Source organism: Streptomyces xanthii (assembly GCF_014621695.1).
Taxonomy (GTDB): Bacteria; Actinomycetota; Actinomycetes; order Streptomycetales; family Streptomycetaceae; genus Streptomyces; species Streptomyces xanthii.
This window is the reverse complement of record NZ_CP061281.1, coordinates 6,755,699-6,780,806: the sequence shown is the minus strand read 5'-3', so window position 1 is coordinate 6,780,806 and position 25,108 is coordinate 6,755,699. Positions and strand designations below refer to the sequence as shown.

Annotated in this window: 22 protein-coding genes; 10 read left to right on the top strand and 12 right to left on the bottom strand. The window is 74.7% G+C overall.

Translation table 11 applies throughout. The features are described 5' to 3' along the window. Nucleotides 1–91: 91 nt before the first annotated feature. From IAG42_RS30620 to IAG42_RS30610, 3 genes are all read left to right on the top strand, one after another. Nucleotides 92–1,501 carry an SWIM zinc finger domain-containing protein gene (locus IAG42_RS30620; RefSeq protein ID WP_188340194.1) on the top strand — a complete coding sequence of 470 codons (1,410 nt, stop codon included), beginning with the start codon at nucleotides 92–94 and terminating at the stop codon, nucleotides 1,499–1,501. Further along, nucleotides 1,501–4,158: a DUF7824 domain-containing protein gene (locus tag IAG42_RS30615; RefSeq protein ID WP_188340193.1), complete on the top strand. Its 2,658-nt coding sequence runs from the start codon at nucleotides 1,501–1,503 to the stop codon at nucleotides 4,156–4,158. The genes IAG42_RS30620 and IAG42_RS30615 overlap by 1 nt, the downstream gene beginning before the upstream one ends. A 78-nt stretch (nucleotides 4,159–4,236) precedes the next feature. After that, complete coding sequence (locus IAG42_RS30610) at nucleotides 4,237–5,679, top strand: GNAT family N-acetyltransferase (RefSeq protein WP_223206216.1); 1,443 nt, start codon at nucleotides 4,237–4,239, stop codon at nucleotides 5,677–5,679. On the opposite strand, the gene IAG42_RS30605 is transcribed toward IAG42_RS30610, so the two are convergent. Beyond that, nucleotides 5,612–6,886, bottom strand: a complete 1,275-nt coding sequence (locus IAG42_RS30605) for a trans-sulfuration enzyme family protein (protein ID WP_188340191.1) — start codon at nucleotides 6,884–6,886, stop codon at nucleotides 5,612–5,614. The two genes, IAG42_RS30610 and IAG42_RS30605, sit on opposite strands and share 68 nt — an antisense overlap. A 59-nt stretch (nucleotides 6,887–6,945) precedes the next feature. Between IAG42_RS30605 and IAG42_RS30600 the strand changes: the two genes are divergently transcribed. Next, nucleotides 6,946–7,470: an Lrp/AsnC family transcriptional regulator gene (locus IAG42_RS30600; RefSeq protein ID WP_188340190.1), complete on the top strand. Its 525-nt coding sequence runs from the start codon at nucleotides 6,946–6,948 to the stop codon at nucleotides 7,468–7,470. A 19-nt stretch (nucleotides 7,471–7,489) separates the two neighbouring features. Then, nucleotides 7,490–9,196 carry a DUF885 domain-containing protein gene (locus IAG42_RS30595; protein WP_188340189.1) on the top strand — a complete coding sequence of 569 codons (1,707 nt, stop codon included), beginning with the start codon at nucleotides 7,490–7,492 and terminating at the stop codon, nucleotides 9,194–9,196. Between the two features lie 60 nt (nucleotides 9,197–9,256). On the opposite strand, the gene IAG42_RS30590 is transcribed toward IAG42_RS30595, so the two are convergent. Further along, nucleotides 9,257–10,099, bottom strand: a complete 843-nt coding sequence (locus tag IAG42_RS30590) for an SDR family oxidoreductase (RefSeq protein ID WP_188340188.1) — start codon at nucleotides 10,097–10,099, stop codon at nucleotides 9,257–9,259. A gap of 180 nt (nucleotides 10,100–10,279) precedes the next feature. Here IAG42_RS30590 and IAG42_RS30585 point away from each other — a divergent pair, with 180 nt between their 5' ends. Further along, on the top strand, nucleotides 10,280–11,077 hold the full coding sequence (locus tag IAG42_RS30585) for an ATP-grasp domain-containing protein (protein WP_188340187.1): 798 nt from the start codon (nucleotides 10,280–10,282) through the stop codon (nucleotides 11,075–11,077). 37 nt (nucleotides 11,078–11,114) lie between these two features. Here the strand turns inward: IAG42_RS30585 and IAG42_RS30580 are convergent, their stop codons facing one another. Next, nucleotides 11,115–11,594: a rhodanese-like domain-containing protein gene (locus tag IAG42_RS30580; protein ID WP_188340186.1), complete on the bottom strand. Its 480-nt coding sequence runs from the start codon at nucleotides 11,592–11,594 to the stop codon at nucleotides 11,115–11,117. A 153-nt stretch (nucleotides 11,595–11,747) separates the two neighbouring features. Between IAG42_RS30580 and IAG42_RS30575 the strand changes: the two genes are divergently transcribed. After that, nucleotides 11,748–12,227 (top strand): Lrp/AsnC family transcriptional regulator, encoded by a 480-nt coding sequence (locus tag IAG42_RS30575; protein WP_188340185.1) that lies wholly within the window; start codon nucleotides 11,748–11,750, stop codon nucleotides 12,225–12,227. A 47-nt stretch (nucleotides 12,228–12,274) separates the two neighbouring features. Here IAG42_RS30575 and IAG42_RS30570 read toward each other — a convergent pair whose 3' ends face one another. From IAG42_RS30570 to IAG42_RS30560, 3 genes are all read right to left on the bottom strand, one after another. After that, nucleotides 12,275–15,316: an AAA family ATPase gene (locus IAG42_RS30570; protein ID WP_188340184.1), complete on the bottom strand. Its 3,042-nt coding sequence runs from the start codon at nucleotides 15,314–15,316 to the stop codon at nucleotides 12,275–12,277. Beyond that, a complete protein-coding gene (locus IAG42_RS30565; RefSeq protein ID WP_188340183.1) occupies nucleotides 15,313–16,476 on the bottom strand; it encodes an exonuclease SbcCD subunit D in 1,164 nt (387 codons plus the stop codon). The genes IAG42_RS30570 and IAG42_RS30565 overlap by 4 nt, the downstream gene beginning before the upstream one ends. A gap of 121 nt (nucleotides 16,477–16,597) precedes the next feature. Beyond that, nucleotides 16,598–17,218 carry a YigZ family protein gene (locus IAG42_RS30560; RefSeq protein ID WP_188340182.1) on the bottom strand — a complete coding sequence of 207 codons (621 nt, stop codon included), beginning with the start codon at nucleotides 17,216–17,218 and terminating at the stop codon, nucleotides 16,598–16,600. 92 nt (nucleotides 17,219–17,310) lie between these two features. Here IAG42_RS30560 and IAG42_RS30555 point away from each other — a divergent pair, with 92 nt between their 5' ends. Further along, the gene (locus IAG42_RS30555; RefSeq protein ID WP_188340181.1) at nucleotides 17,311–17,718 is read left to right on the top strand and encodes a CoA-binding protein; all 408 of its coding nucleotides are present in this window, start codon (nucleotides 17,311–17,313) and stop codon (nucleotides 17,716–17,718) included. 379 nt (nucleotides 17,719–18,097) lie between these two features. Here the strand turns inward: IAG42_RS30555 and IAG42_RS30550 are convergent, their stop codons facing one another. Then, nucleotides 18,098–18,979 (bottom strand): NAD(P)-dependent oxidoreductase, encoded by an 882-nt coding sequence (locus IAG42_RS30550; RefSeq protein ID WP_188340180.1) that lies wholly within the window; start codon nucleotides 18,977–18,979, stop codon nucleotides 18,098–18,100. A gap of 86 nt (nucleotides 18,980–19,065) precedes the next feature. On the opposite strand from IAG42_RS30550, the gene aac(3) reads away from it, so the two are divergent. Next, a complete protein-coding gene (aac(3), locus tag IAG42_RS30545; protein ID WP_188340179.1) occupies nucleotides 19,066–19,920 on the top strand; it encodes an aminoglycoside 3-N-acetyltransferase in 855 nt (284 codons plus the stop codon). On the opposite strand, the gene IAG42_RS30540 is transcribed toward aac(3), so the two are convergent. From IAG42_RS30540 to IAG42_RS30525, 4 genes are all read right to left on the bottom strand, one after another. After that, entirely contained in the window at nucleotides 19,917–20,477 is a 561-nt protein-coding gene (locus IAG42_RS30540; protein ID WP_188340178.1) for a YbaK/EbsC family protein, read from the bottom strand. The two genes, aac(3) and IAG42_RS30540, sit on opposite strands and share 4 nt — an antisense overlap. A gap of 220 nt (nucleotides 20,478–20,697) precedes the next feature. After that, nucleotides 20,698–21,270, bottom strand: a complete 573-nt coding sequence (locus IAG42_RS30535) for a helix-turn-helix domain-containing protein (protein WP_188340177.1) — start codon at nucleotides 21,268–21,270, stop codon at nucleotides 20,698–20,700. A 65-nt stretch (nucleotides 21,271–21,335) separates the two neighbouring features. After that, complete coding sequence (locus IAG42_RS30530; protein WP_188340176.1) at nucleotides 21,336–22,628, bottom strand: MFS transporter; 1,293 nt, start codon at nucleotides 22,626–22,628, stop codon at nucleotides 21,336–21,338. 72 nt (nucleotides 22,629–22,700) lie between these two features. Further along, nucleotides 22,701–23,318, bottom strand: coding sequence for a LysE/ArgO family amino acid transporter (locus tag IAG42_RS30525; RefSeq protein WP_188340175.1), 618 nt, complete (start codon nucleotides 23,316–23,318; stop codon nucleotides 22,701–22,703). Nucleotides 23,319–23,414: 96 nt separating this feature from the next. Here IAG42_RS30525 and IAG42_RS30520 point away from each other — a divergent pair, with 96 nt between their 5' ends. Further along, nucleotides 23,415–24,311: a LysR family transcriptional regulator ArgP gene (locus IAG42_RS30520; RefSeq protein ID WP_223206215.1), complete on the top strand. Its 897-nt coding sequence runs from the start codon at nucleotides 23,415–23,417 to the stop codon at nucleotides 24,309–24,311. 17 nt (nucleotides 24,312–24,328) lie between these two features. Here the strand turns inward: IAG42_RS30520 and IAG42_RS30515 are convergent, their stop codons facing one another. Next, nucleotides 24,329–25,072: an acyltransferase gene (locus tag IAG42_RS30515; RefSeq protein WP_188340174.1), complete on the bottom strand. Its 744-nt coding sequence runs from the start codon at nucleotides 25,070–25,072 to the stop codon at nucleotides 24,329–24,331. Nucleotides 25,073–25,108 lie beyond the last annotated feature (36 nt).

The window sequence follows — 25,108 nt, the reverse complement described above, 5'->3', positions numbered from 1 at the left end:
CCCCGCCGCCCGACACCCCTGCCCCACCCCCCGGATCGGCTGAAAACGCAGGTCAGAGCGATTGTCAGTGGTCGGCTCTACGGTTTCACCCATGACGCGATCAACACAGGCCGTTACCTATTGCCGACCCTCCGTGTTCGAGTCCGCCGGGGGTGTGGGGCAGCTGGGACTCGAGACGTCACGGGGCGCGACGCCCGCCGGTCCGCGGGATCATCCGCGGTTCTTCAGCGGGTTCCTGACCTGTCCTCAGGTCGCGGCCGCGGGGCTGCTGGCGGTCGCCGACGTGGCGGCCGCCCGCTATCACCAGCAGCGGCTCGCCGCCTCGCTCGACCCGGTGGTGACCGGGAGCGGTGACCGGCTGCGCTTCGAGTCCTTCTCGGGCTGCGGCGGTGTGTACGCGCGGCTCGACGTCCTTGACCAGGGCCTCGACGGCCAGGAGGTGGGACACGGCACGACGAACGTCGATGTGAACAACCCGCTGCGGGAGGCCCTTTCGCGGATCGGCGGTGACGATCCGCTGCATCTGCGAGTGGGGCCGGAGGAGTTGGCGGTCACCACGCTCGACGGGCCCGTGGTCGAGAAGAAGGTGCCGCTGCCCGACCGCTGGCTGCGGGGCTTCGCCGAGGCGCAGGTCATATCCGCCGGGTTCGAGCTGCGGGCCGAGCTCGACGCGGCGGAGGCGGTGCGGTTCCTGCGCTCGCTGCCGCGCACGTCGGGCCGGGAGGCCCGGTGGGTGGTGCCGGCCGGGCGTGGGCTGCGCCCGACCTCGCGGCCGGTGCCCGGGGCGGTGTGCCTGCCGGGCCCCGCGCGTCTGGTCGCGCTGCAGCGGGTGCTGCGGCACGCGACGGCGCTGCGCGTGTACGGCCCGGCCGCCGCCACCCGGGCCGCGGTGTCCAGCGCCTGGGAGGCGGTGCTCCCGGGGATGCGGCTGACCCTGACGCTCTCCCCCGACGCGGCGCGCGGGTTCTCCGGCGAGGGCGGCGTACTGGACGCGCTGGCCACCGACCGGGCCGCCGAGGACGCCGAGCTGATCGCGGTGCTGCTGGCGTGGGAGCCGCGGATCGACCTCGCCGACCTGGCAGCCGCCTCGGGCCTGCCGGTGGAGCGGGTGCGCGCGGCGCTCGTGCGCCTGGGCACGTCGGGGCGGGTCGGCTACGACACGGCGGAGGCGGCCTACTTCCACCGTGAACTGCCGTACGACGCGGGCCGCGTGGAGCGCCACAATCCGCGGCTGCGGGACGCGCGGGCCCTGGTGAGCGCGGGCGCGGTGACGATCGAGGACGGGGCGGGGACGGTGACGGCGGACGACGGTCATGTGCACCGGGTCCGCGAGGACGGGGGGACGTCGAGGTGTACGTGTCTGTGGTGGGCCAGGTATCGCGGTGGGCGCGGGCCCTGCAAGCACGCGCTCGCGGTGCGGATGGCGCGCAGGAGCGCGGCCGACGAGGACACCGCCTGGGGCGTGGCGGACCCGCGCACGACGACCGCGCTGGGGGCGTGATGAGTGCCGGGAAGCTGCTGGCCGCCGTGCGTGCGGGGCGTGTGGCCGAGGTGACGGATCTGCTCGACGGACTGTCGGACACCGAGCGCCGGGCCTGCCTGCCCGGCCTGAAGGAGCTGCGCAAGGAGTTGCGCGAGGGGCCCTGGGACTCGGAGGCGCGCAAGGCCTATCCGGCGCTCCAGCTCGCGGGGGCGGCCTGCCACACGGGGGCGGCGGCGGCCGCGGCCTGGCTCGGGGCGAGCGAGTGGGTGTGGCAGCGTCATGTGGCGCCGCGCGTGCTGCTGCACCTGCTGGCGGGCCGGGAGCCGGCGTGGCTGGCCGACGTGGCGCACCGCCTGGCGGCGCTGCCGGCCTCGCGCGGGGTGTCGTACGAGCTGATGGCGGGGCTGGTCGAGCTGGCCGGATGCCCGGTGCCGGTGACCGAGTCGTACGTCGTGGGCTGGGTGGGGAGCCTCAACGCGGGGCGCAGGACGGACCGTTCGCTGGCGGACCGGCTGCGGGCGGAGCCGCACGTGGCGGAGCTGACGGCGGCGCTGTTCGAGACCGAGGACATCGGCGGACGGCTCGACTGGTTCCCGTCCGACAGCGCGCAGAGCTGGCCCCGGGCACTGGCGGAGCTGGCGCGTGGGGAGGTGCTGGAGCGGAAGGTGCTGCTCGACGGATGCGTGGCGCGGCTGCTGCGCGGCGGGCGCCCCTCCGACCTGCGGCTGTTCCTGAAGGTGTTGGACGCGCTCGCGCCGGACCGGGACGAGGAGAGCGAGCGGGTCGCCGACTGGGCGGCGATGTGCGCCGACGGATCGTCGCCGGTGGCGGCGCACGCGCAGAAGGTGCTCGGCGGGCTCGCCCTGGCGGGTGTGCTGCCGGTGCGGACGCTGGCCGAGGTGTCGGGCGCGGTGCTGTTCCGCACGGAGAAGAAGCTGGTGCGGGCGCAGTTGGTGCTGCTCGGCAAGGTGCTCAGGTCGCGGGCGGGCGCGGGGGATCCGCCGGTCGAGGACGTGCTGCTGCCGGCGGTGGGCGAGGCGTTCGGGCACGCGGACACGGAGGTGCAGGAGCGGGCGCTGAAGCTCGTGGCGCGGCACGTGGGCGCGGCGGACCCGGCGACCCGGGAGGTGCTGGTCGAGGCGGCGGCGCAGTTGACGCCGGGTCTGCGTCCCCTGGCCGAGGAGACGCTCGGCGTGGAGCTCGCCCCGGAGGAGCCGTACACGGAGCTGCTGCCGCTGATGCAGGAGCCGTTCCGGTTGGCGGCCGCGCCCGATGCGGCGGCGGAGGTCGCCGAGGAGGTGGGCGCGATCCTGGCGTCCGGCGGTGACGTGTCGGCGTTCGAGAGGACGCTGGACGGGCTGGTGCGTCATGCCTTCCGCGACCGTGAGGGCCTGGCGGCGGCGCTGGCCCCGGTCGTCGCGCGCTGCTGGTGGTCCGGCGCGGACACGTACGGGCGGGTGCAGGGCGCGTTCCGGGAGTCGACGTACGGCCTGGAGGTGGTGGCGGCGAGCGTCGTCGAGGTGCTCCACCTGCGCACGCTGCGCCACGGGGCCGAGCACGGGCACGAGGTGCGGGCCGGCCGCTCGGACCGGGCCCTGCAGCGCTGCTACGACGCGCGGTTGTGGGAGGTGGCGTACCGGATCCGGACGAGGCCGGTGCCGTTCCTGCTGGCGACGCCGACCTGGAGCACGGGCTTCATCGAGCCGGACGAGCTGGTGGAGCGGCTGCGGACGTACCGGGACACGGGGGCGCGGGCCGGTGCGGCCGACCTGGCACAGGCCCTGCTGCGGGTGGACCGCTCGGACGCGCGGGCGGCGGCGGACGCGGCGACGAGTGCGGCGGCGCTCGGCACCCGGGAGGGCGACCGGCTCGCGGCCTGGCTGGCGGCGCCCCCGGCACAGGGTCCGACGGCCACGCTGTGGCCGGCCGTGGGCCGGGTCCTGGTGGAGCTCCCGGAGGACCGCGGGCTCCAGGAGAACTTCCCGGCGCCCTTCCAGCGTCTCGGCCTTCCGCTGGTGGCCGTCGACGACATACGGGCGTACTGGTGGGGCGATTCCGGGGCCGGCACCACGGGTGGCCACCTCCTGGCGGCCCTGCCGGGACGGCGGGAAGTGGTGGCGGCGCGGCTGCTGGGTGAGTTGTCCAGCTGCGCGGTCGAAGGGTCGAGGGGGGTGACCGCGTATCTGCCGCTGCTGGCGGAGGCCCCGGGCGCGGCCGGACCGGCCGTGCACCTGTCGGTGGTGTACGGGCTCGCGGCGCGGCACGCGGAGGACCGGCTCGCGGGGGTGGACGCCCTGCTGATCCTGGCGGCCCGGGACGAGCTCGACGCGGGCCTGCTGGGCTCCCTGACGGCGCGGGTGTGGGAGGCGGGCGGCGTCCGGCTGACCCGGCTCGCCGACGCGTTGGGCACGGCCGCGTCGACCGGCGCGTACGGGACGGTGTTCGGGGTGCTGCGGGGGCTGCTGCCGACGCTGCTCTCGAGCGGCGAGCCGCCCACCGCACTGCGCGGGCTCGGCGATCTGCTGAGCGTGGCGGCGGACTGCGCGGAGCGGACCGGGGCGCACGAGCCGGTGTCCGGGCTCACAGAGGTGGCGGAGCGCAGGAGTTCGTCCCAGCTGGTGACCCAGGCGCGCCGGCTGCGGACCGCACTCACTGAGAGGACAAAGCTGCCATAAGACCTCTTTACTCATCGGTCACACATCGTTCGTGATCACGCAACACCGTTCCTTCACAGTGGATGCATGAGTCCAGACATGTCTGATGTGACGCGAGTGAAGCACGGTCGGCCGGTCCACCACTGGCGGCGGGATCTGGTCGAACTGGCCGCGCTGTTCACGGCGGTAGCGGTCGCGGACGCGGTGGCGAACCTGATCGGGCACGGCCCCGACGGTCCGGCGCTGCTGGTGATCTCGGCCGTGGTGCTGCTGGCCACGGCGGGGTTCCACGTGTGGTGGGCACGGCGGCACGGCCATGCTCCCCCGACCGCGGATACCGGCGCCCGGGACGCCGCCCCGCACACCGGCGGGACGGCGCCCGGGCGACAGGGCCACGGCGGGGACCGGGCCCAGGAGCCGGCCGGGGGCGGCGCGTCCGTCGATCCCGCGCACGGCGCGCTGTGGCGGATGCGGACGACGGTGCGGGACGAGCCGGGTTCGCTCGCCGCGCTGTGCACCGTGCTGGCCCGGCTGCGGGTCGACATCCTGAGCCTGCAGACGCATCCGCTGGCGGACGGCACGGTGGACGAGTTCCTGCTGCGCGCGCCGCAGGAGCTGCCCGCCGCGGAGCTGTCGCGCGCGGTGGCCCGGGCCGGGGGTTCGGGGACCTGGGTCGAGCGGGCCGACGCCCACGACCTGGTCGACGCGCCCACGCGGATCCTGGGCCTCGCGACCCGCACGGCGCTGGACGCGGCGGAACTGCCGCTGTCGCTGCGCCAGTTGCTGGGCCGGTGCACGATCCGGTCGCTGCCCGCCTCGTCGCCGGCGGCGCGCACGGACGGCGGGACGCCGGTGGAGGGCGGCTACGACGGGACGGAGATGCGGCTGCGGACGCCCGAGGGCGGGGTGATCACGGTGGAGCGGCCGTATCTGCCGTTCACGCCGACCGAGTTCGCGCGGGCGCGGGCTCTGGTGGAGCTGGACACGCGGCTGGGCCCGCGGGTGCCGCGCAGCCATGACGTGCTGACGCTGCCGCAGGGCAACGAGGTGAAGGTGCGCCGCGCCGACGTGTCGGACGTGCCGGCGGCGAAGGCGATGCACGAGCGGTGCTCGCAGCGGACGTTGAGCATGCGGTACCACGGTCCGGTCGCGGACGCGGACCGGTACCTCAACCATCTGCTCGGCCCGCGCTTCGGGCGGACGCTGGCCGCGCAGACGGCCTCGGGCCGGATCGTGGCCCTCGGCCATCTGCTGTGGGACGGCGACGAGACCGAGGTGGCGCTGCTCGTCGAGGACGACTGGCAGCGCCGCGGCATCGGCGCCGACCTGCTCGGCCGTCTGGTCACGATGGCGGTCGAGGCCGGCTGCGAGAGCGTGTACGCGGTGACGCAGGCGTCCAACACCGGCATGGTCGCCGCGATGCGCGGCCTCGGGCTGCCGCTCGACTACCAGATCGAGGAGGGCACCCTGGTGGTCACCGCGCGTCTGGACGCGACGCCAGTGGCGTCACGGCCGCCGTACGAGCGGGCCGAGCGCCACTGACGACGGCCGGTCCGGCCCCGGCGGAGGATGGGACCGGTGCGCAGACGGAGGCGTCGAGCGCCCGGTCCAGGTCGGCCCACAGGTCCTCGACGTCCTCCAGGCCGACCGACAGGCGCAGCAGCCGGTCGCTGACGCCGGAGGCCCGGCGGTCGTCGGCGTCGACGATGCGGTGGCTGATGGAGGCCGGGTGCTGGATCAGGGAGTCGACGCTGCCGAGGCTCACCGCCGGGGTGATCAGCCGCACGCCGCCGATGACGGCGTGCGGGTCGCCCGCGACCTCGAAGGAGACCATGGCGCCGCCGATCCGCGGGTAGTGGACGCGGGTGACGCGCGGGTCGGCGGCGAGCCGCGCGACCAGGTCCGCCGCGGTCGCCGAGGCGGCGCGGACCCGTACGGGCAGGGTCGCGAGGCCGCGCAGCAGCAGGTAGCCGGCGAGCGGGTGCAGGACGCCGCCGGTGGCGAAGCGGACCTTGCGCAGCTCGCGGGCGAAGTCCTCGTCGCAGGCGACGACACCGCCCAGGACATCGCCGTGCCCGCCCAGGTACTTGGTCGCGCTGTGCAGCACGAGCCGGGCGCCGTGCTCGACCGGGCGCTGGAGGACGGGCGTCGCGAAGGTGTTGTCGACGAGCAGCGGTACGGAGCCGCAGGCGTGCGCGACGGCACGCAGGTCGACCTCGGCGAGGGTCGGGTTGGCGGGCGACTCGACCATGACGAGGCCGGTGTCGGGCCGGATGGCGTCGGCGATCCCGGCCGGGTCGACCCAGGTCACCTCGGAGCCGAGGGCGCCCGCGGTGAGCAGGTGGTCGCTGCACCCGTACAGCGGCCGGACGGCGACGACGTGGCGCAGGCCCGCGCCGAGCCGGACGAGGAGGACGGCGGTGAGGGCCGCCATGCCGCTGGCGAACGCGACGGCGCTCTCGGTGCCTTCGAGCCGGGCGAGCGCGGTCTCGAAGCGGGCGACCGTCGGGTTGGCGAGGCGGCCGTAGACGGGCGGCCCGTCGTCGAGGACGCCGTCGGCGGCGAACGCGTCGATGCGCGCGGCCTCGCCGCGGCTGTCGGCCGACGGGTAGGTGGTGGAGAGGTCGATGGGCGGGGCGTGCAGGCCGAGGGCCGCGAGATCGTCGCGTCCGGCGTGCACGGCTTCGGTGGCGAGGGCGCGGGGCGCGGGGTACGGCCGGGGGTACGTCACTGCCTCGTCGATATCCATGGGGCCAGGCTGAACAGCGAACGAGGTCCGGTGCGGATTTTCCGTGCTACGTTCGGCGAATGGCTGATTCTGTCGTACTGGATCCGGTTGATCTGGAGATTCTGCGGCTGTTGCAGAACGACGCCCGCACGACGTACCGGGACCTCGCCGCGCAGGTCGGGGTCGCGCCGTCGACCTGTCTCGACCGGGTGGCGCGGCTGCGGCGCTCGGGGGTGATCCTCGGGCATGTGCTGCGGCTCGATCCGGCCAAGCTGGGCCGCGGGCTGCAGGCGTTGCTGTCCGTGCAGGTGCGCCCGCACCGGCGGGAGCTGGTGGGCCCGTTCGTCGAGCGGATCCGGGCACTGCCCGAGGCGCGCACGGTCTTCCATCTGACCGGCCCCGACGACTACTTGGTGCAGGTCGCGGTGCGGGACATGGCCGATCTGCAGCGGCTCGTGCTCGACGAGTTCACGGCGCACCGGGAGGTGGCGCGGGTCGAGACGCGGCTGATCTTCCAGCAGTGGGAGTGCGGACCGCTGCTTCCGGCCGGGACCCCGGCCGCGCCGGGCACGCCCACAGCGAATCATGGTGACGTCGCCCCCTGACTCGTACGAGGATGTCCGCATGTCAGACACCTCGAGCACCCAGCTGTCCCCCGGCCCGCTGCCCCGTCAGGTCGCCGACGCCCATGTCGACGCCGTGGTCGCCCTCGACCCGCTCACCGGTACGTATCTCGGCGACCGCGCCTCCCACGGAAAGCTGCCCGATCTGTCACCCGCCGGGCTCGACGCGGTCGCCGCGCAGGCCCGGGACACGCTCGCCCGGCTCGACGAGGCCGAGCGCCGGCCCGGCGCCGACAGCGACGTCGAGCGCCGTTGCGCCCGTCTGCTGCGCGAGCGCCTGACGGCCGAACTCGCCGTGCACGACGCGGAGGAGCACCTGCGCGTCGTCACCAACCTGGGCGGCCCCGTGCACAACGTGCGCGAGGTGTTCACCATCACCCCGACCGAGACCGACGAGGACTGGGCGGCGATCGCCGAGCGGCTGCGCGCGGTCCCGGCCGCGTTCGCCGGGTACCGGGAGACGCTCGAGGCGGGGCTCGAGCGCAAGCTGTACGGTCCGCCGCGGCCCGCCGCCACCTTCGTCGAGCAGCTCACCGAGTGGGCGGGCGAGGCCCAGGGGCGGGGCTGGTTCGAGGAGTTCGCGGCCGCCGGGCCCGAAGCGCTGCGCGGCGAGCTGACCGAGGCGGCGCGCACGGCGGACGCCGCGACGGTGGCGCTGCGCGACTGGATGCGGGACGTGTACGCGCCGGCGATCGAGGGCGCGCCGAACGCGGTGGGCCGGGAGCGGTACGCGCGCTGGTCGCGCTACTACAACGGCACGGACCTCGACCTGGGCGAGGCCTACGCGTACGGGTGGAGCGAGTTCCACCGGCTGCTGGGCGAGATGCGGGCCGAGGCGGAGAAGATCCTGCCGGGCGCCGAGACTCCGTGGGTGGCGCTCGCGCACCTCGACGAGCACGGGCGGCACATCGAGGGCGTGGACGAGGTCCGCGACTGGCTGCAGAACCTGATGGACGAGGCCATCGAGGCGCTCGACGGCACGCACTTCGAACTGGCGGAGCGGGTACGGAAGGTGGAGTCCCGCATCGCGCCGCCCGGCAGCGCGGCGGCCCCCTACTACACGGCGCCGTCGGAGGACTTCTCGCGCCCCGGGCGCACCTGGCTGCCGACGATGGGCCAGACCCGCTTCCCCGTGTACGACCTGGTGTCGACCTGGTACCACGAGGGTGTGCCGGGCCATCACCTGCAGCTCGCGCAGTGGGCGCACGTGGCCGGTGACCTGTCGCGCTACCAGGCGACGCTGGGCGGGGTCTCGGCGAACGCGGAGGGCTGGGCGCTGTACGCGGAGCGTCTCATGGACGAGCTGGGCTTCCTCAAGGACGCGGAGACGCGCCTCGGTTACCTCGACGCGCAGATGATGCGCGCGGCCCGTGTGATCGTCGACATCGGCATGCACCTGGAGCTGGAGATCCCGGCGGACTCGCCGTTCCACCCGGGCGAGCGGTGGACGCCGGAGCTGGCGCAGGAGTTCTTCGGGTCGCACAGCAGCCGGCCCGCGGACTTCGTGGAGAGCGAGCTGACCCGCTATCTGTCGATCCCGGGCCAGGCCATCGGCTACAAGCTGGGCGAGCGGGCGTGGCTGCTGGGCCGGGCCAACGCGCGGGCGGCGCACGGCGACGCGTTCGACGCGAAGGCCTGGCACATGGCGGCGCTCTCGCAGGGTTCGCTGGGCCTGGACGACCTCGTGGACGAGCTGTCCAGGCTGTAGCCGCGCCGGCCTCCGGCGGATTGGACCGTACGGGATTCCTCGCGTGATCCCGTACGGGCGTCAGCCCCCGGTCCGCCGGAAGCCGCCCTCGGAGTCGACGACCTGCCCGGTGATCCACGCGGCCTCGTCGGTCGCCAGCCAGGAGATCAGCCGGGCCGGGTCGTCGGGCATGCCCCAGCGTCCGGCCGGGAACAGTCCGGCGATCGCGTCGTACGTGTCGCCGTCGAGGTAGTCGGTGTCGACGGGGCCGGGGTTGACGGTGTTCACCATGATGCCCCGCTCCGCGAGCGCGGTCGCGAGGGAGCGCGTGACCGAGGCGAGCGCGCCCTTCTGGAGGGCGTACGCGAGCTCGCCGGGCATGCCGTCGGCGATGTCCTGTCCCGAGGTCATCATGACGATCCGCCCGCCGGGTCCGGCCGGGCGGTGGCGCGCGAAGGCCTGCACGAGCAGGACGACGGAGCGTGCGTCGACGGCCCAGTGCGCGTCGAGCATCGCGGCGTCGATCGTGTCGAGGGTGCCGTCGCTGCCGCTGAGGGCGTGGTTGGCGATCAGGATGTCGAGCCGGCCGCCGAGCGCCCGCGCGGCGTCGTCGATCAGCCGGGCCGGGGCGTCGGGTGCGCTGAGGTCGGCGGGACCGTGCGCGACGAGGGTGTCCGGCGCGCCGCGTGCCGCGCGCACCGCGTCGGCCACGTCCTCGGGCCGGTCGGCGCCCCAGGGCATCGCCTCGTCGTGCGGTACATGATGGTGCAGGTAGACGGCGGCCCCGTACGCGGCGAGCCGCCGCGCCACGGCGCACCCGATGCCGCCTCGCCGGCTGGCCCCGGTGACCAGGGCGGTACGGCCGCGCAGGGGCAGCGGGTCGCGACGGAGTTCTTCTGGGGTGGGGGCGGGAAGTCTCGGCATGGGGGCCGATGATGCCAAGGCTCCGCGCCGTTCGCACGACGATTACGCGCCGGGCGGCGCGAACCCCTGCCCCGCACGAAGCACCGGGCACGAGGGCACCGCGGCACCGGGCACTCGGCACTCGGCACCGGGCGCGAAATTGCGTGGCGTTCAGACGCACCGGCCCACATCCTCGACCCCATGAACGCGACGCCCCGCACCCTCTTCCTCTCTCCCCGCGCCACCGTCACGGGCCGCGCGCTGGCCGACGCCGCACGCCGGCGCGGGATCGGCGTGGAGACGTACGGGGACTGGCGTACACCTGCGGAGTGGCTCGGGGCGCCGGGGGCCTCGCTGTACGCGGGGCCGTTGTTCGCGGACGCGGTGGGGCGCGAGCTCGGGGTCGGGCTGCTGGAGGCGGCGCCTGGCTGGCTCGCCGGGCTGCCGGTCGAACTTGCCGGACGGGACGTGGAGTTGACGACGGTCGCCGAGGCCCGCGGGCTGCGCCGTCCGGCGTTCGTGAAGCCACCCAACGACAAGAGCTTCCCGGCCCGCGTCTATCCGGACGGCAGCCGCCTGCCCGGCCCGGACGCGGTGGACGACGACACGCCCGTGCTGGTCAGCGACATCGTGGCGTTCGACGTCGAGTTCCGGCTGTTCCTGCTCGACGGCGCCGTGCGCACGGCGAGCCGCTACGCGCGCCGGGGCGCCCTGGACGTGGCGCCGCTGGACGGCGGCGACCCGCTGCGCGACGAGGTGCTGGCGTTCGCCGCCCGGCTCCCCGCCGAGGAGTTGCCGAGCGCGATCGTCGTCGACGTGGGCCGGCTCGCTCCGGACGGCGACTGGGCGGTCGTCGAGGCCAACGCGGCCTGGGCCAGCGGCCATTACGCCTGCGACCCGGACGGTGCCCTCGACGTGGTGCTGCGCGCGGCGGCCCCGGCCGCCGACGTCGGCCCGCGGGACGTCCCGTTCCTGCGGGCGGCCCCGCACCGGGTCTGACGCGGCCGGGCCCGACGGGGCCGGGCGGGCGCCGGATTCAGCAGCCGCAGTCCTCGGCGTCGACGGGCGCGGTGAGCGGGTCCGGGGCCTGTCGCGCGGGCCCCTCCCAGGTCTCGTAGGCGAAGCCCTCACGGACCCAGTACTCGAAGCCGCCGAGCATCTCCTTGACCTGGAAGCCGAGTTCGGCGAGGGCGAGGGCGGCGCGGGTCGCGCCGTTGCACGCCGGGCCCCAGCAGTACGTGACGACGGGGACCGACCGGTCGAGGAGCTGCTCGGCCTGCTCGGGGATCTGGGCCGTGGGCAGGTGGAGGGCGCCGGGGACATGGCCCTGGTCCCAGGAGGCGGTGGAGCGGGAGTCGAGCAGGACGAATCCGGGGCCTTCGGGCAGGGCGAGCGCGGCGGCGACGTCGGACACGTCGGCGTGGAAGGCGAGGCTCGCGCCGAAGTAGGCGGCAGCGGCGGCGGGCGCGGCGGGGGCCACCCGCAGGACGGGGTGGGCGCTGGTCGTCGTGGTCATGACGCAACTCCTGGGACGTGGGGCGGCCCGCGTTCGGCGGCCGCCCGGCATCTGAAGACACTGGAAATCTATGGCCGGTGATCACCTTCGTTGAAGGGGCGATCCCCGGCACATCTCTTGATCGGCCGGGGATTCACCTGCTATTCCTCGAACATGACCGCCGATTCCACAAGCACACCCCGCACCGCGTCCGCGTACACGCCCGACGCCACCGACTGGCGCATCCTGGAAGCCCTGCAGCGCGAGGGCCGCGCGAGCTACGCCGAGCTGGCGCGCGCCGTGTCGATGTCCGCGAGCGCGGTGACCGAGCGGGTGCGCCGGCTGGAGGAGGCCGGGGTGATCGCCGGGTACACGGCGGTGGTGGTGCCGGAGCGGCTCGGGCTGCCGATCCTGGCCTTCGTCCGGCTGCGGTACCCGAACGGGAACTACAAGCCGTTCCACGACCTGGTCGCGGTGACCCCGGAGATCCTGGAGGCGCACCACGTCACCGGCGACGACTGCTTCGTCATCAAGGTCGCGGCGCGCTCCATGGGGCACCTGGAGGAGGTGTCGGGCAAGCTCGGCGCGCTGGGGTCGGTGACCACGAGCGTCGTGTACTCGTCGCCGCTGCCGCGCCGCCCGATCGGCCACTGAACGGCACGTCCACGGGGTGGGCTACGCGGCTGGGCTGAGCAGGGGCCTCACACCCCGCCGCGCTGACGGACCTCCGATCCCTCCCGCCCCTTCACGACCTCCAGTTGGGCGTGCACGCGGCGCCGCAGGTCGCCGACGTGGCTGACGATGCCGACGCTGCGGTCCCGCTCGCGCAGTGTGTCCAGGACGTCGAGGACCTCGTCGAGGGTCTGGTCGTCGAGGCTGCCGAAGCCCTCGTCGATGAACAGGGTGTCGAGCCGGACTCCCCCCGCCTCGTCGGTGACGACGTCCGCGAGGCCGAGCGCGAGCGCGAGCGACGCGAAGAACGTCTCGCCGCCGGACAGCGTCGCCGTATCCCGCTCCCGCCCGGTCCACGCGTCGACGACGTGCAGCCCGAGGCCCGAACGCCCGCGCCCGGACAGCGAGTCGGAGTGGACGAGCGTGTAGCGGCCGGACGACATGCGGCGCAGGCGGGCCGTCGCGGCGGCGGCGACCTGCTCGAGGCGCGCGGCTAGCACATACGACTCCAGGCGCATCTTGCGCTCGTTGTCCGCCGAGGTGCCGGCGGCGAGGGAGGCGAGCCGGGCGATCCGGTTGTACGCGGCGCGCAGCGGGCCGAGCCGGCGGGCCTCCTTGGCCGCGCTGCGGGACAGCCGGTCGAGCGCGTCGCAGCGGCGCGCGGCGGCGTCCCGCTCGGAGGCGGCGGCGCGCACCCGGGCGTCGGCGGCGTCGGCCGCGGCCCGCGCGGCGGCGAGGTCGGCGGCGGGCCGCAGAGCGGCGGCCGCGGTGTCCTCCTCGGCGAGGACCGCGCGGACGGCGGCCTCCTCGGCCTGCCACGCGTCGAGCCGGTGCTGGAGCTCGCGGTGGGCGGCGTCGTCGAGCAGGGCGCCCGCCGCGGCCTCCGGCGTGTCGAACCCGGCGTGGAACGCGGCGTCGGTGAGTCGCGCGTCGGCGTCCTTGAGCCGCTGCGCGGTGTCCTCGACGGCCCGGGCGGCGTCGGCGGCGCTGTCGAGCAGCGTGACGAGCCGTTCCAGCTGGGCGGCGCGCGCCTCGACGCTCGCGGCGCCCCTGCGAGCCTGCTCCAACTCCCCTACCAGGCCGTCCCGTTCACTGTCGAGCGCTTCACGCAGGGAGGCCCGGCTCGCGGTGCGGGTCGCCGCCTCCTGGCGGGCGGTGGTCCTGCGGCCGTGCTCGCGCTCGGCGTGGTCGAGCGTCTCGCGGGCGGCGCGCAGGGTGGACGCCTCGGCGCGGGCCTCCGCGTGTCGCGACTCCAGTTCCCGTGCCGCTTCGGCGAGTTGACCGGCGGGCGTATCACCGGCCGCCGCCTTCGCCGCGGCCAGCTCCTCCCGGACCCGGGCCAGTCGCCGCTCGGTGTCGGCCCGGTGCTCCTCGGCACCGCGGTGGGCGGCGAGCGCGTGCTCCTCGGCGGCCCGGTCCACGTGTCCTTCGGATCTAGCGCTCGGCGCGGGGTGCTCGACGGAGCCGCAGACTGCGCAGGGTTCGCCGGAGACGAGGGCCTCGGCGAGCTCGGCGGCGACGCCGCGCAGCCGTCGTTCCTTCAGCTTGAGCCAGTGCTCGTGCGCGGTGGCGGCGTCCTCGCGGGCGCGCAGGGTCGCCTCCTGCGCCGTGCCGGCCCGCTCGGCCAGGCGGTCCCGCTCGACGGCGGCCGCGGCCCGCTGGCGTACCGGTTCCAGCTGTCCGGCGAGGTGTTCGGCGCGGGTCGCCGCCTCCTGGGCGCGCTCGACCCGCGCCTGGAGACCGGCCCTGCGGGTGTCCCAGGCGTCGAGCCAGCCATCGGTCTCGGCGAGCAGCTCGGCGTCGGCGCGCTCCTCGCGGTCGAGCCGGGCGCGGTCGTCGGCGATGCGGGTCAGGCGCTGCTCGGCGCGGCGGGCGGCGTCGAGTCCGCCGAGCTCGTGGGCGAGGCGCCGGGCGGCCTCGGCGAGGGCGCCGGGGCCCGCGTCGTCGGCGAGGTGCTCCCCCGGGGCGCCGCCGGCGAGCTCGGGGGCGGCGGCCAGCGCGGCACGCGTGCGTGCCTCTTCGCGCAGCGCCGTGCGGTGCTCGGCGTCGGCCGCGTCGCGCAGGGCGAGGGCGGGGGCGACGGTCTCGGCCTTGCGGCCCCGGTCCATGCGCTGCTGGAGGGCGCGGTGCTCGTCGGCGCGCTCGTCGAGCGCGGCGGCCCGCGCGTGTGCCTCGGCGAAGCGCCGCTGCAGCCGGGCCGTGTCCTGCTCCGCGGCGAGGGCGTCCTGTGCGGCGGTGCGGGCGGAGTCGGCGGCGCCCAGGGCGAGATGGGCGTGGGTGAAGCGCTCGCGGGCGCCGCTGCGCGCGACGGCGGCCCAGGCCAGCACGGCGTCGGCGAGGCCCGGTTCACCCGGCTCGGCGTCGACGGGCGCGAGTTCGGCCGTGTCACCCGCGGCCTGCTGCATGCGGTGCGCGTCGGCGAGGAGCTCGGTGTCGCCGGCCTTGACCTGCTTCTCGGCGGCGCGCCGGTCCTCGGCGAGCCGCTGCTCGACGGCGGCGAACCGGTGCGTGTCGAAGAGCCGCCCGAGAAGTTTGCCGCGGGCCTCCGCGTCGGCGCGCAGGAACCGCGCGAAGTCGCCCTGCGGCAGCAGCACGACCTGGCAGAACTGGTCCTTGCTCATGCCGAGCAGCTGGGTGATCTCCTCGCCGATCTCCTGGTGGGAGCGGCTGAGGTCCTTCCACGCGCGGGCCTCAGCGTCGTGCTCGCGCAGCCAGCTCTGCGCCTTCTCCGTGGTGAAACCGGTGCCGCGCTTCTTGGGGCGGGCGTACGGGGGCTGGCGGGTGAGCTCCAGGCGGCGGCCCGCGACCGTGAGGTCGAGGACGACCTCGGTGCGCACGCCGGGCTCGGCGTGGTCGCTGCGCAGGTGCTGGCCCTGGGAGCCGCCGTTCTGCCGGGCGCCGGGGACGGACCCGTACAGCGCGTAGCAGACCGCGTCGAGGACGGAGGTCTTGCCGGCGCCGGTCGGGCCGTGCAGCAGGAAGAGCCCGGCCGAGGACAGCGCGTCGAAGTCGATCTCCTGGGTGCCGCCGAAGGGGCCGAACGCGGTGATCTTCAGGGTGTGCAGTCTCACCGGGCGACCTCGCGCACCACGTCGTCGGTCCGTACGGCGTCGAAGGCGGCGCGCAGCACGGCGCGCTCGTCCGGGTCGGGCCCGGCGCCGCGGACATGGGTCACGAAGTCCTCCGCGATCTCGTGGTCGTCGCGCCCGCTGAGTCGCTCCGCGTAGCTGGCGTCGGGGCGCGCGTCGGTGCGGCGCGGGTCGAACAGCAGGCTGAGGGTGTGCGGGAAGCGGTCGGTGAGGCGGGCCATGGGATCGTCGGGCCGCACCTCGTCGGTGAGGGTGGCCTCGACCCAGGACTCCTCGTGGACGGTGAGGTCCGGGTCGGCGAGCAGGTCCTCCAGGTCGCCCCGGATCCGGGCGAGCGGCCGGGGCACCGGGCAGTCGATCCGCTCGGCGCTCACGGCGCCGTCGGCGTCCAGGTCGATGAGCCACATGCTCTTGCGGTGGTCGGCCTCGGAGAAGGAGTACGGCAACGGTGAGCCCGAGTAGCGGACGCGCTCGCTGAGGGTCTGACTGCCGTGCAGATGGCCGAGGGCCACGTAGTCGACCCCGTCGAAGACGCCCGCGGGGACGGCGGCGACGCCGCCGACGGTGATGTCCCGCTCGCTGTCGCTGGGGGTGCCGCCGGTGACGAAGGCGTGGGCGAGGACCACGGACCGGGTGCCGGGGGCGCGGGCGGCCAGGTCGGCGCGCACGCGCTCCATCGCGGCCCCGAGCACCTGCTCGTGCCCGGCACGCTCGACCCCGAACTCGGCCTTGACGATGGCCGGCTCCAGGTACGGCAGTCCGTAGAAGGCGACGTCGCCGTGCGCGTCGGTCAGCACGACGGGCTCGGCGACGCGGCTCGCCGCCGTACGGAGGTGGATGCCGGCGCGCCCCAGGAGCCCGGCGCCGACGCCGAGGCGGCGGGCCGAGTCGTGGTTCCCGGAGATCATCACCGTGGGCACGCCGAGGTCGGCGAGGCGGTGCAGGGCGTCGTCGTACAGCTCGACCGCGGACAGCGGGGGCACGGCCCGGTCGTACACGTCGCCCGACACGACCACCGCGTCGACCTCCCGCTCGCGCACGGTGTCGACGAGGTGGCCTATGAACGCGGACTGGGCGTCGAGCATGCTCACGCGGTGGAACGCGCGACCCAGATGCCAGTCGGACGTGTGCAGCAGCCTCATGACACACGAGGCTAACCGCTGGGTCTGACAGCACGGCAGGAACACCCGCGCCGCCCCGGCTCCCCCGGCTCCCTGGTGACAGGCCTCACACCGCCCGGCTCACATCGGGAGGATGCCCGTGCTACCCGTAGGCCTCGCCGCCGAGCTCGAAGCCGGCCTCCCCCGCCGACACGTCCGCGAGCCACGCCCGGAACTGGTCGAGGTCCGACTCGGGCAGCCCGATCTCGATGGAGACGGCCTCCCCGTAGTGGACGTCGCGCACGCTGCGTCCTGTGGAGCGCAGGTCATTCTCCATCTTGCCCGCGCGCGCGTGGTCGACGGTGACGGTGGCGAGGCGGTAGCGGCGGCGGGTGACGGTGCCGAGCGTGTCGAGCGCCTCACCGACCGCGCCTCCGTAGGCGCGGATGAGGCCGCCGGCGCCGAGTTTCACGCCTCCGTAGTAGCGCGTGACGACGGCGACGACGTACCGCATCTCGCGCCGGGTCAGCATCTGCAGCATCGGGACGCCCGCGGTGCCGCCGGGCTCGCCGTCGTCGCTGGCCTTCTGGACGGAGGCGTCGGCGCCGATGACGTACGCGTAGCAGTTGTGGGTGGCGGTCGGGTGCTCCTTGCGGATGCGGGCGACGAAGGCCTGGGCCTCCTCCTCGGTGGCGGCGGGCGCGAGCGCGCACAGGAACCGGGAGCGGTTGATCTCTGTCTCGTGCACGCCCTCGTGGGCCACCGTGCGGTACTCGTCCTGCATCGGACCAGCCTATGCGCCCGCGTGGAATCGGCGGGCGGTGCGGGTGGTTAGCCGGATGTCAGCCTTCCGCCCGACCATGCTTGGAGGCGCCGATGTACGGCGACCAGGAGACCGTCCGCAAGATCCTCACCGGTACCGGGGACACCTGGGCCGTGGTGGGGCTCTCCTCGAACCGGTCGCGTGCGGCGTACGGCGTCGCGCGGGTCCTGCAGGAGTACGGCAAGCGGATCGTCCCCGTCCACCCGAAGGCCGAGACGGTGCACGGGGAGCGGGGCTATGCCTCGCTCGCGGACATCCCGTTCCCGGTGGACGTGGTGGACGTCTTCGTGAACAGCGAGCTGGCCGGGCCGGTGGCGGACGAGGCCGTGGCGATCGGGGCGAAGGCGGTGTGGTTCCAGCTCGGGGTGGTCGACGAAGAGGCGCATGCGCGGACGCGCGAGGAGGGCCTGGAAATGGTGATGGACCGCTGCCCGGCCATAGAGATCCCCCGCCTCCCCTGACAAGTCATCGCGGGGCACACACTCGCCCGGCGAGCGCGGGGCTGTGCCGTTCAGCGACTCCGTCGCGGGGCGCGACCGACATGCCCCTGGGGCGCACGGAGTGCGCCCTTCAGGGGCGCGGGGAACTGCGCGAGAAGCCCCACCGGGCTGCACCCGGCGATGATCGTCAGCCCCTACGGCGGTGGCGCTGTAGCCGAGCCCCGATGCATCGCGCACCCGGCGCCGGGGTGCCGCCTTGCCCACCCGTGCCGCCCCAGGCGGCAGACTGCCCAAGGCTGGGTCGAGCCGACCGGACGCACACCCGGAACGGCGCGAGAAGCCCCACCGGGCGGCACCCGGCGAACGATCCTCAGCCCGTGCGGCGCCGCCGCAGCCGGGATCAGGGGGTGTCGAAGGAGGCGTAATAGGCGGCGGCCATGTCTTCGTGGCCGTGACCCTGTTCCGAGGCACGGCTGAAGCGGGCCGCGGCCGCCTCGGCCACGTCCAGGCGCACCCCGTGCGCCCGCCCGGCCTCGGCGATGAGCCGCGCGTCCTTCGCCGCGGTGTCCACCGCGAACTGGGCCGGGGTCAGCCGGTCCTCCAGGATCATCGCCGACTTGGCGTGCAGGTACGGCATGTCGAGCCCGCCACCGGCGATCGCGTCGAGGAAGGACTGCGGGTCGACACCGAGCGCCTGGGAGAGGGCGAGGGCCTCCCCCACCGCGTTGGTCGCGGCGAGCACCCAGCTGTTGGCGACGAGCTTGAGCCGGGTGGCGCCGCCCGCGCCCCCGTCCTCGCCGATCCACGCGGTGCGGGCCCCGACCGCTTCGAGGACCGGGGCGACGGCCTCACGCCGGTCGACGGGCCCGGCCGCGAGGACGAGAAGCTGACCGGCCTCGGCGGGCTGGCGGGTGCCGAGGACCGGGGTGTCGAAGAAGACGAGGCCGTGCTCGGCGGCGAACTCGGCCAGTTCGGCGATGCCGTCGATCCCGGCCGTCGTCGACTGCAGCCAGGCCGCCCCCGGCCTCAGCCCCGGCGCGGCCTGCCGCATGACGTCGAGCGCGGCGGGCCCGTCGTAGAGCATCGTGAGGACGACGTCGGCGTCGGCGACGGCCTCGGCCGGGGTGTCGCTGACCTGCACGCCGTCGGCGGCGAGCGGCTCGGCCTTGGCGCGGCTGCGGTTCCAGGCGCGCACGGTGTGTCCGGCGCGCGCGATGTTGCGGGCCATGGCCGCGCCCATGATGCCGGTGCCGAGCACGGCGACGGTCAGCTGGTCTGTCATGTCGTCAACTCTCCCTCTACGGCTGTCCGGTTCAAGATCTCATGAGCCGCGGCCGCACTCCGCTCGGGGCGCGTACGGTCGGCCGGGTGGACGAACGCACTCTGCTCACCCGCTCCGGCGGCCCCGTCACCCGGCGCCGTCTCGCCCGCGACCTGACCGCGCTGGGGCTCGGCCCCGGCGACACTGTCATGTTCCATACGAGGATGTCCGCGCTCGGCTATGTGGCGGGCGGCGCCGGCACGGTGCTCGACGCGCTTCTCGACGTGGTCGGCGCGTCCGGCACGCTGATGGTCACGTGTGGCTGGAACGACGCCCTGCCCTACGACTTCGACTCCTGGCCCGCGGCCTGGCGGGACGCCGTGCGCGACGAACACCCGGCGTACGACCCGGAGTCGAGCGAGTGCGACCACGCGAACGGACGGCTGCCGGAGGCACTGCGGCACCGGCCTGGCGCTCTGCGGAGCCGGCATCCGGACGCGAGTTTCGCCGCGCTGGGCGCGGGCGCCCGGGAGTTGACGGTGGATCACCCCTGGGACGATCCGCACGGGCCGGACAGTCCGCTCGCCCGTCTGGTGGCGCGCGGCGGCCGGGTCCTGATGCTGGGCGCCCCGCTGGACACGCTGACCCTGCTGCATCACGCGGAGGCGCTGGCCGAGGCGCCGGGCAAGCGGTTCGTGTCGTACGAGCAGCCGCTGCGGGACGGCGGACGGCGGGTGTGGCGGCGGTTCCACGACATCGACTCGGAGCGGGGCGCGTTCGACTACGGCTCCGTGGTGCCGCCGGGCCGCGACCCGTTCGAGGTCATCGGCGCGGAGCTGCTGGCCGCGGGACTGGGGACGAGCGGGCGGGTCGGGGCGGCGGAGTGCCATCTCCTCGACGCGGGCGTGGTCGTGGGGTTCGGCCGGGCCTGGATCGAGGAGAGGCTGGGCGGGGCGTCCTAGACAGCGATGCCGAGGCCCTCGAGGACGGTGGCGCCGGGCAGCTCGGCGAGGGCCTTGCCCGGCACGATGAGCTTGCCGCGGCGGGTGCCGCTGCCGATGAGGACGTACGGCAGGTCGGCGACGGCCGCGTCGACGAGGACCGGCCAGTCGGCGGGCAGGCCGATGGGGGTGATGCCGCCGTACTCCATGCCGGTCTCGCCGGTCGCGGTGTCCATCGAGGCGAAGGAGGCCTTGCGGGCGCCGAGGTGGCGGCGCACGACGCCGTTGACGTCGACCTTGGTGGCGGACAGGACGACGCACGCGGCGAGGGTCGCCTCGCCGCCGCGCTTGCCGCTGACGACGACGCAGTTGGCGGAGGTGTCGAGCAGGTCGGGGCCGTAGTGCTCGACGAACGTGGCGGTGTCGGCCCAGTCGGGCTCGGTGTCGACGTGGATCAGGTCCTGCGCGGGGACGCTGCCGCGCCAGTTCCGGACGGCGTCCGCGACGGGGCGGGTGAGGAGGTTCAGGGCGTCCGGGGCGGGGGTGACGGTGTCAAAGGTGCCGATGGGTGCGCGCATGTCCGGCACGCTAACAGTTGCCCGGGGCGGGATCGTGCGGGCCTCTGGCTCTCCGGTCGACTGCGGGCCGGTGGGGGTTGGTCGCGCAGTTCCCCGCGCCCCTGAAATGCAGACCCTTCGGGTCGCATTTCCCCGATGAGGCGCAGCCTCATCAGGGGCGCGGGGAACTGCGCGACCGGCCACGACGAGACCCGCACCCGGCGACGCGACCGAGAGGAACTCAGCGCTCGAAGGGCACCGAGACCGCCAGCATCATTTCCACCGGCGCGGAGCCATCGTTCCGGTACTCGTGGGCGACGGACGCCTCGAACGTCGCGCTGGCCCCCGCCGGCACCCGGTGCACGACCCCGTCGACGACCAGGGCCAGCTCACCGGAGGTCACGTGCAGCAGCTCCACCGTCCCCTGCGGATGGGGGTCCGACGGGCTGCCCTCACCCGGCGCGAGCCGCCACTCCCACATCTCGAACGGGCCGGGCGCCTCCGCGCCGACGAGGAGCCGGTTGTGGCTGCCGCCCTCCGTCGACCACAGCCGGACGGCCTGGTCGCCGGGGACGACCCGCACCTTCGGGCCCTGTTCGTAGTCGAGCAGGGTGGTGATGCTGACGCCGAGCGCGTCGCCGATCTTGACGACGGTGCCGATGCTGGGGTTGGTGCGGGCCTGTTCGATCTGGATGACCATGCCCCGGCTGACCCCGGCCCGGGAGGCGAGCGTGTCGAGGGTGAAGCCGCGCTCGGTGCGCCAGTGCCTGACGTTGCGGGCGAGCGACTGGGTCAGCAGGTCGAGGTCCGACACGTTCCGTCCATCGAGGGGCCTGGAGGGGCACACCTGGTTGCACCCCGACGTGCAGCAAACTGTACTCAGACCCGGTAGCGGCGCAGCGCGGGCATGGCGCAGGCGAGGCCCAGCATGGTGACGACGACCAGGAGCCCGCCCCCGACCACGGCCGCGCGGGGCCCGAACGCGGAGCCCGCCGATCCGTGCAGCACGTCGGCGAGCCGGGGCCCGCCCGCGACGACGACGGTGAAGACGCCCTGCATCCGGCCGCGCATCTCGTCGGTCGCGGCGGACAGCAGGATCGCCCCGCGGAATACCATCGAGACCATGTCGGCGACCCCGGCGAGCGCGAGGAACGCCACGGCGAGCCAGAGGTTGCCGCTGAGCCCGAACCCGGCGATCGCGAGCCCCCACGCGACGACCGCGCCGATGACCATCCAGCCGTGCCGCCGGGCTCGCGAGAACGTACCGGAGAACAGCCCGCCGGCCACCGCCCCGACGGGGATCGCCGCGAACAGGAGGCCGAGGGCGAGCCCTTCCCCGTAGGGCGCGTAGGTCTCGGCGGCGAGCTGCGGGAAGAGGGCGCGGGGCATGCCGAGGACCATCGCGACGATGTCGGCGAGGAAGGACAGCAGCAGCACCTTGTGCAGGGCGATGTACCGGAAGCCCTCGGCGATCTCGCGCACTCCGGCGCGGCGGGCGACGGTGCCGAGCGGGGGCAGCGCGGGCAGCCGGTACACGGCCCAGACGGTGACGCACAGCGCGAACGCGTCGATGAGGTACAGCTCGGGCAGGCCGATCACGGGGATCAGGACGCCGGCGAGCAGCGGCCCGACGACCTGGCCGGTCTGCATGACGGTGGAGCCGAGCGCGTTGGCCGCGGCGAGCTGGCCCTCGGGCACGAGCCGGGCGATGGAGGCGTTGCGCGCGGGCGCGTTGAGTCCCCAGAACGCCTGCTGGAGGGCGAGCAGCACCATCAGGACGACGACGGAGCCGAGCCCGGTGACGGCCTGGAGCCAGAACAGGACCGAGGTGCCGGCGATGCCGCAGTTGGTGATGAGGAGCAGCTTGCGGCGGTCCATGGTGTCGGCGACCGCGCCGCCCCACAGGGCGAACACGACGAGCGGTACGAGTCCGGCGAGGCTCGCGGCGCCGACCCAGGCGGAGGATCCGGTGATGTCGTAGATCTGCTTGGGCACGGCGACGGCGGTGAGCTGGCTGCCGACGGCGGTGACGATCGTGGAGGACCACAGGCGGCGGTAGGCGGGTATCCGCAGCGGCCGGGTGTCCATCGCCCAGCGCCGCCGCCGTGCCGGTGTCTCGTCCGGTGCGGTGCCGGTGCTGCTCTCGCTGGTGCCTGTGCCGTCCACGCTCATCCTGATTGCTCGCTACATCTACCTGTGCGGGCATCAGTGTCGCAGTCCTGGCGCGGACGGTGTCGGGCGGTCTCAGGTGCCGGCGATGAGCAGGGCCCCCATCGCGAGCATCGTGACGGCGACGAGTCCGTCGAGGACGCGCCAGGCGGCGGGCCGGGCGAGGAAGCGGCTGAGCAGGCGGGCGCCGAAGCCGAGGGCGACGAACCAGACCAGGCTCGCGAGGGTGGCGCCGAGTCCGAAGGTCCAGCGCAGCGGGCCGCGGTCGGCGGCGACGGAGCCGAGCAGCAGCACGGTGTCGAGGTAGACGTGGGGGTTGAGCCAGGTCAGGGCGAGGCAGGTAAGCACGGCGCGGCGGCGCGAGCCGGTGGAGTCGCCCTCGGTCTGCAGGGCCGCGTCGCCGGGGCGCAGCACGCGCCGGGCGGCGAGGGCTCCGTAGCAGAGCAGGAAGGCTCCGCCGATCCAGCCGACGGCGGTGACCGCGCCGGGCCAGGCGACCACCAGCGCGCCGACGCCGCCGACGCCGAGGGCGATGAGCACGGCGTCGGACAGGGCGCAGATGCCGACCACGGCGAGGACGGCGTCGCGGCGGATGCCCTGGCGGAGCACGAACGCGTTCTGGGCTCCGATGGCGACGATGAGCGAGAGGCCGGTGCCGAAGCCGGCGGCCGCGGCGGTGAGAGAGGCGGTCATGGCCTCGACGCTACGGAGACGATCACCGCGCGTACAGCTAAAGATTTTTACGTAGCATTAGCCTGACTTAAGAAGGTGGGGGAGAACGGGTGGTGCGTGGTGATCTCCGAGCTGCCGCTGGACCAGGTGCGGACGCTGCTGGCCGTCGTGGACGAGGGCACGTTCGACGCGGCGGCGGCCGCGCTGCACGTGACGCCGTCGGCGGTGAGTCAGCGGGTGAAGGCGCTGGAGCAGCGCACGGGCCGGGTGCTGCTCGTGCGCACGAAGCCGGTGCGGCCGACCGAGTCGGGGCAGGTCGTGGTGCGCTACGCCCGGCAGCTGGCGCGCCTCGAGCGGGACGCGCACGCGGCGCTCGGGATGGGCCCGGACGACGGGGCGACGCGGGTGACGGCGGCGGTGAACGCGGACTCGCTGGCGACCTGGTTCCTGGACGCGCTCGCCCGGGTCCCGCAGCGTCCGCCGATCGCGTTCGAACTGCACCGCGAGGACGAGACGCGCACGGCCGAGCTGCTGCGCGAGGGGCTGGTGATGGCGGCGGTGACCTCGTCGCCGGAGGCGGTGGCGGGGTGTTCGGTGCGGGCGCTGGGCCGGATGCGGTATCTGGCGGCGGCGCACCCGGACTTCGTGCGGGAGCATCTGGACGGGCCGCTCGCGCAGGGGCTCGCGCGGGCGCCGGTGATGACGTTCGACCGCAGTGACGCGTTGCAGGACGCGTTCGTGCGGGAGCTCGGCGGGGCCGGGGCGGGCGGGGTGCGGCACGCGATGCCGACGTCCGACGGGTTCGCCGCGTCCGTGGCGGCCGGGCTCGGCTGGGGTCTGGTGCCCGAGGCGCAGGCGGCTCCGCTGCTGAGCGCGGGCCGGCTGGTCGAGCTGGCGCCTCAGCGGCCGGTGGACGTCCCTCTGTATTGGCAGCAGTGGAAGCTGGACTCGCCCGCCCTCGCGGCGGTGACCGAGGCGGTGACCGCGACCGCGGCGACGGCCCTGCGCCGCTGAGGCCACGCGGCCATGACCTACTGCCGGTCCTCCAGCTCGGACAGCGCGAGGAGCTGTTCGGGGGTGATGTCGGCGGGAATGGGGCGGGGCGCGGGCGTGCGCAGCGGTGGCTGCCAGCCGGCCTCCTCGTCCCAGGTCCGTACGACCTTGGCCGGTGCCCCGGCGACGACGGCGTGGTCGGGGACGGTGCCGCGCACGACGGCGCCGGCGGCCACGACCACGTTCCGTCCGAGGCGGGCACCCGGCAGGATCACGGCGCCGGTGCCGATCCAGCAGCCGGGGCCGATCTCCACGGGCTCCATGCGGGGCCACTGGCGTCCGACGGGCTCGTGCGGGTCGTCGTAGGAGTGATTGGTGGAGGTGATGTAGACGTACGGGCCCATGTAGACGTCGCTGCCGATGGTGACGGTCGTGTCGGCGACGACGTGGCCGCCGCGGCCGATGACGACGCCGTCGCCGAGGGTCAGGATCGGGTCGGGGCCGAGGTCGAGGTCCGGCATCATCCCGGCCGTCAGGGTGACCTGTTCGCCGATGATGCAGTGCGCGCCGAGCCGGATCCACGGTTCGCCGAAGACGGTGCCCTGCGGGAACGCGAGCTTGGTGCCGGGGCCGATGGCGCGGAACCGGTAGCCGCCGGGCTGCTCCGCGGTGACGGCGCCGCGGCGCTGCGCCCACCGCCAGCCGGCCTGCACGGCGCGATGGGCGAGCCCGCCCCGGGCGGCCCGCCGTCCTGACGAGAACACGTTCCGGTTCTTTGGCACGGCGCCACGTTACTCACCCGTACGGCACTCCCCCAC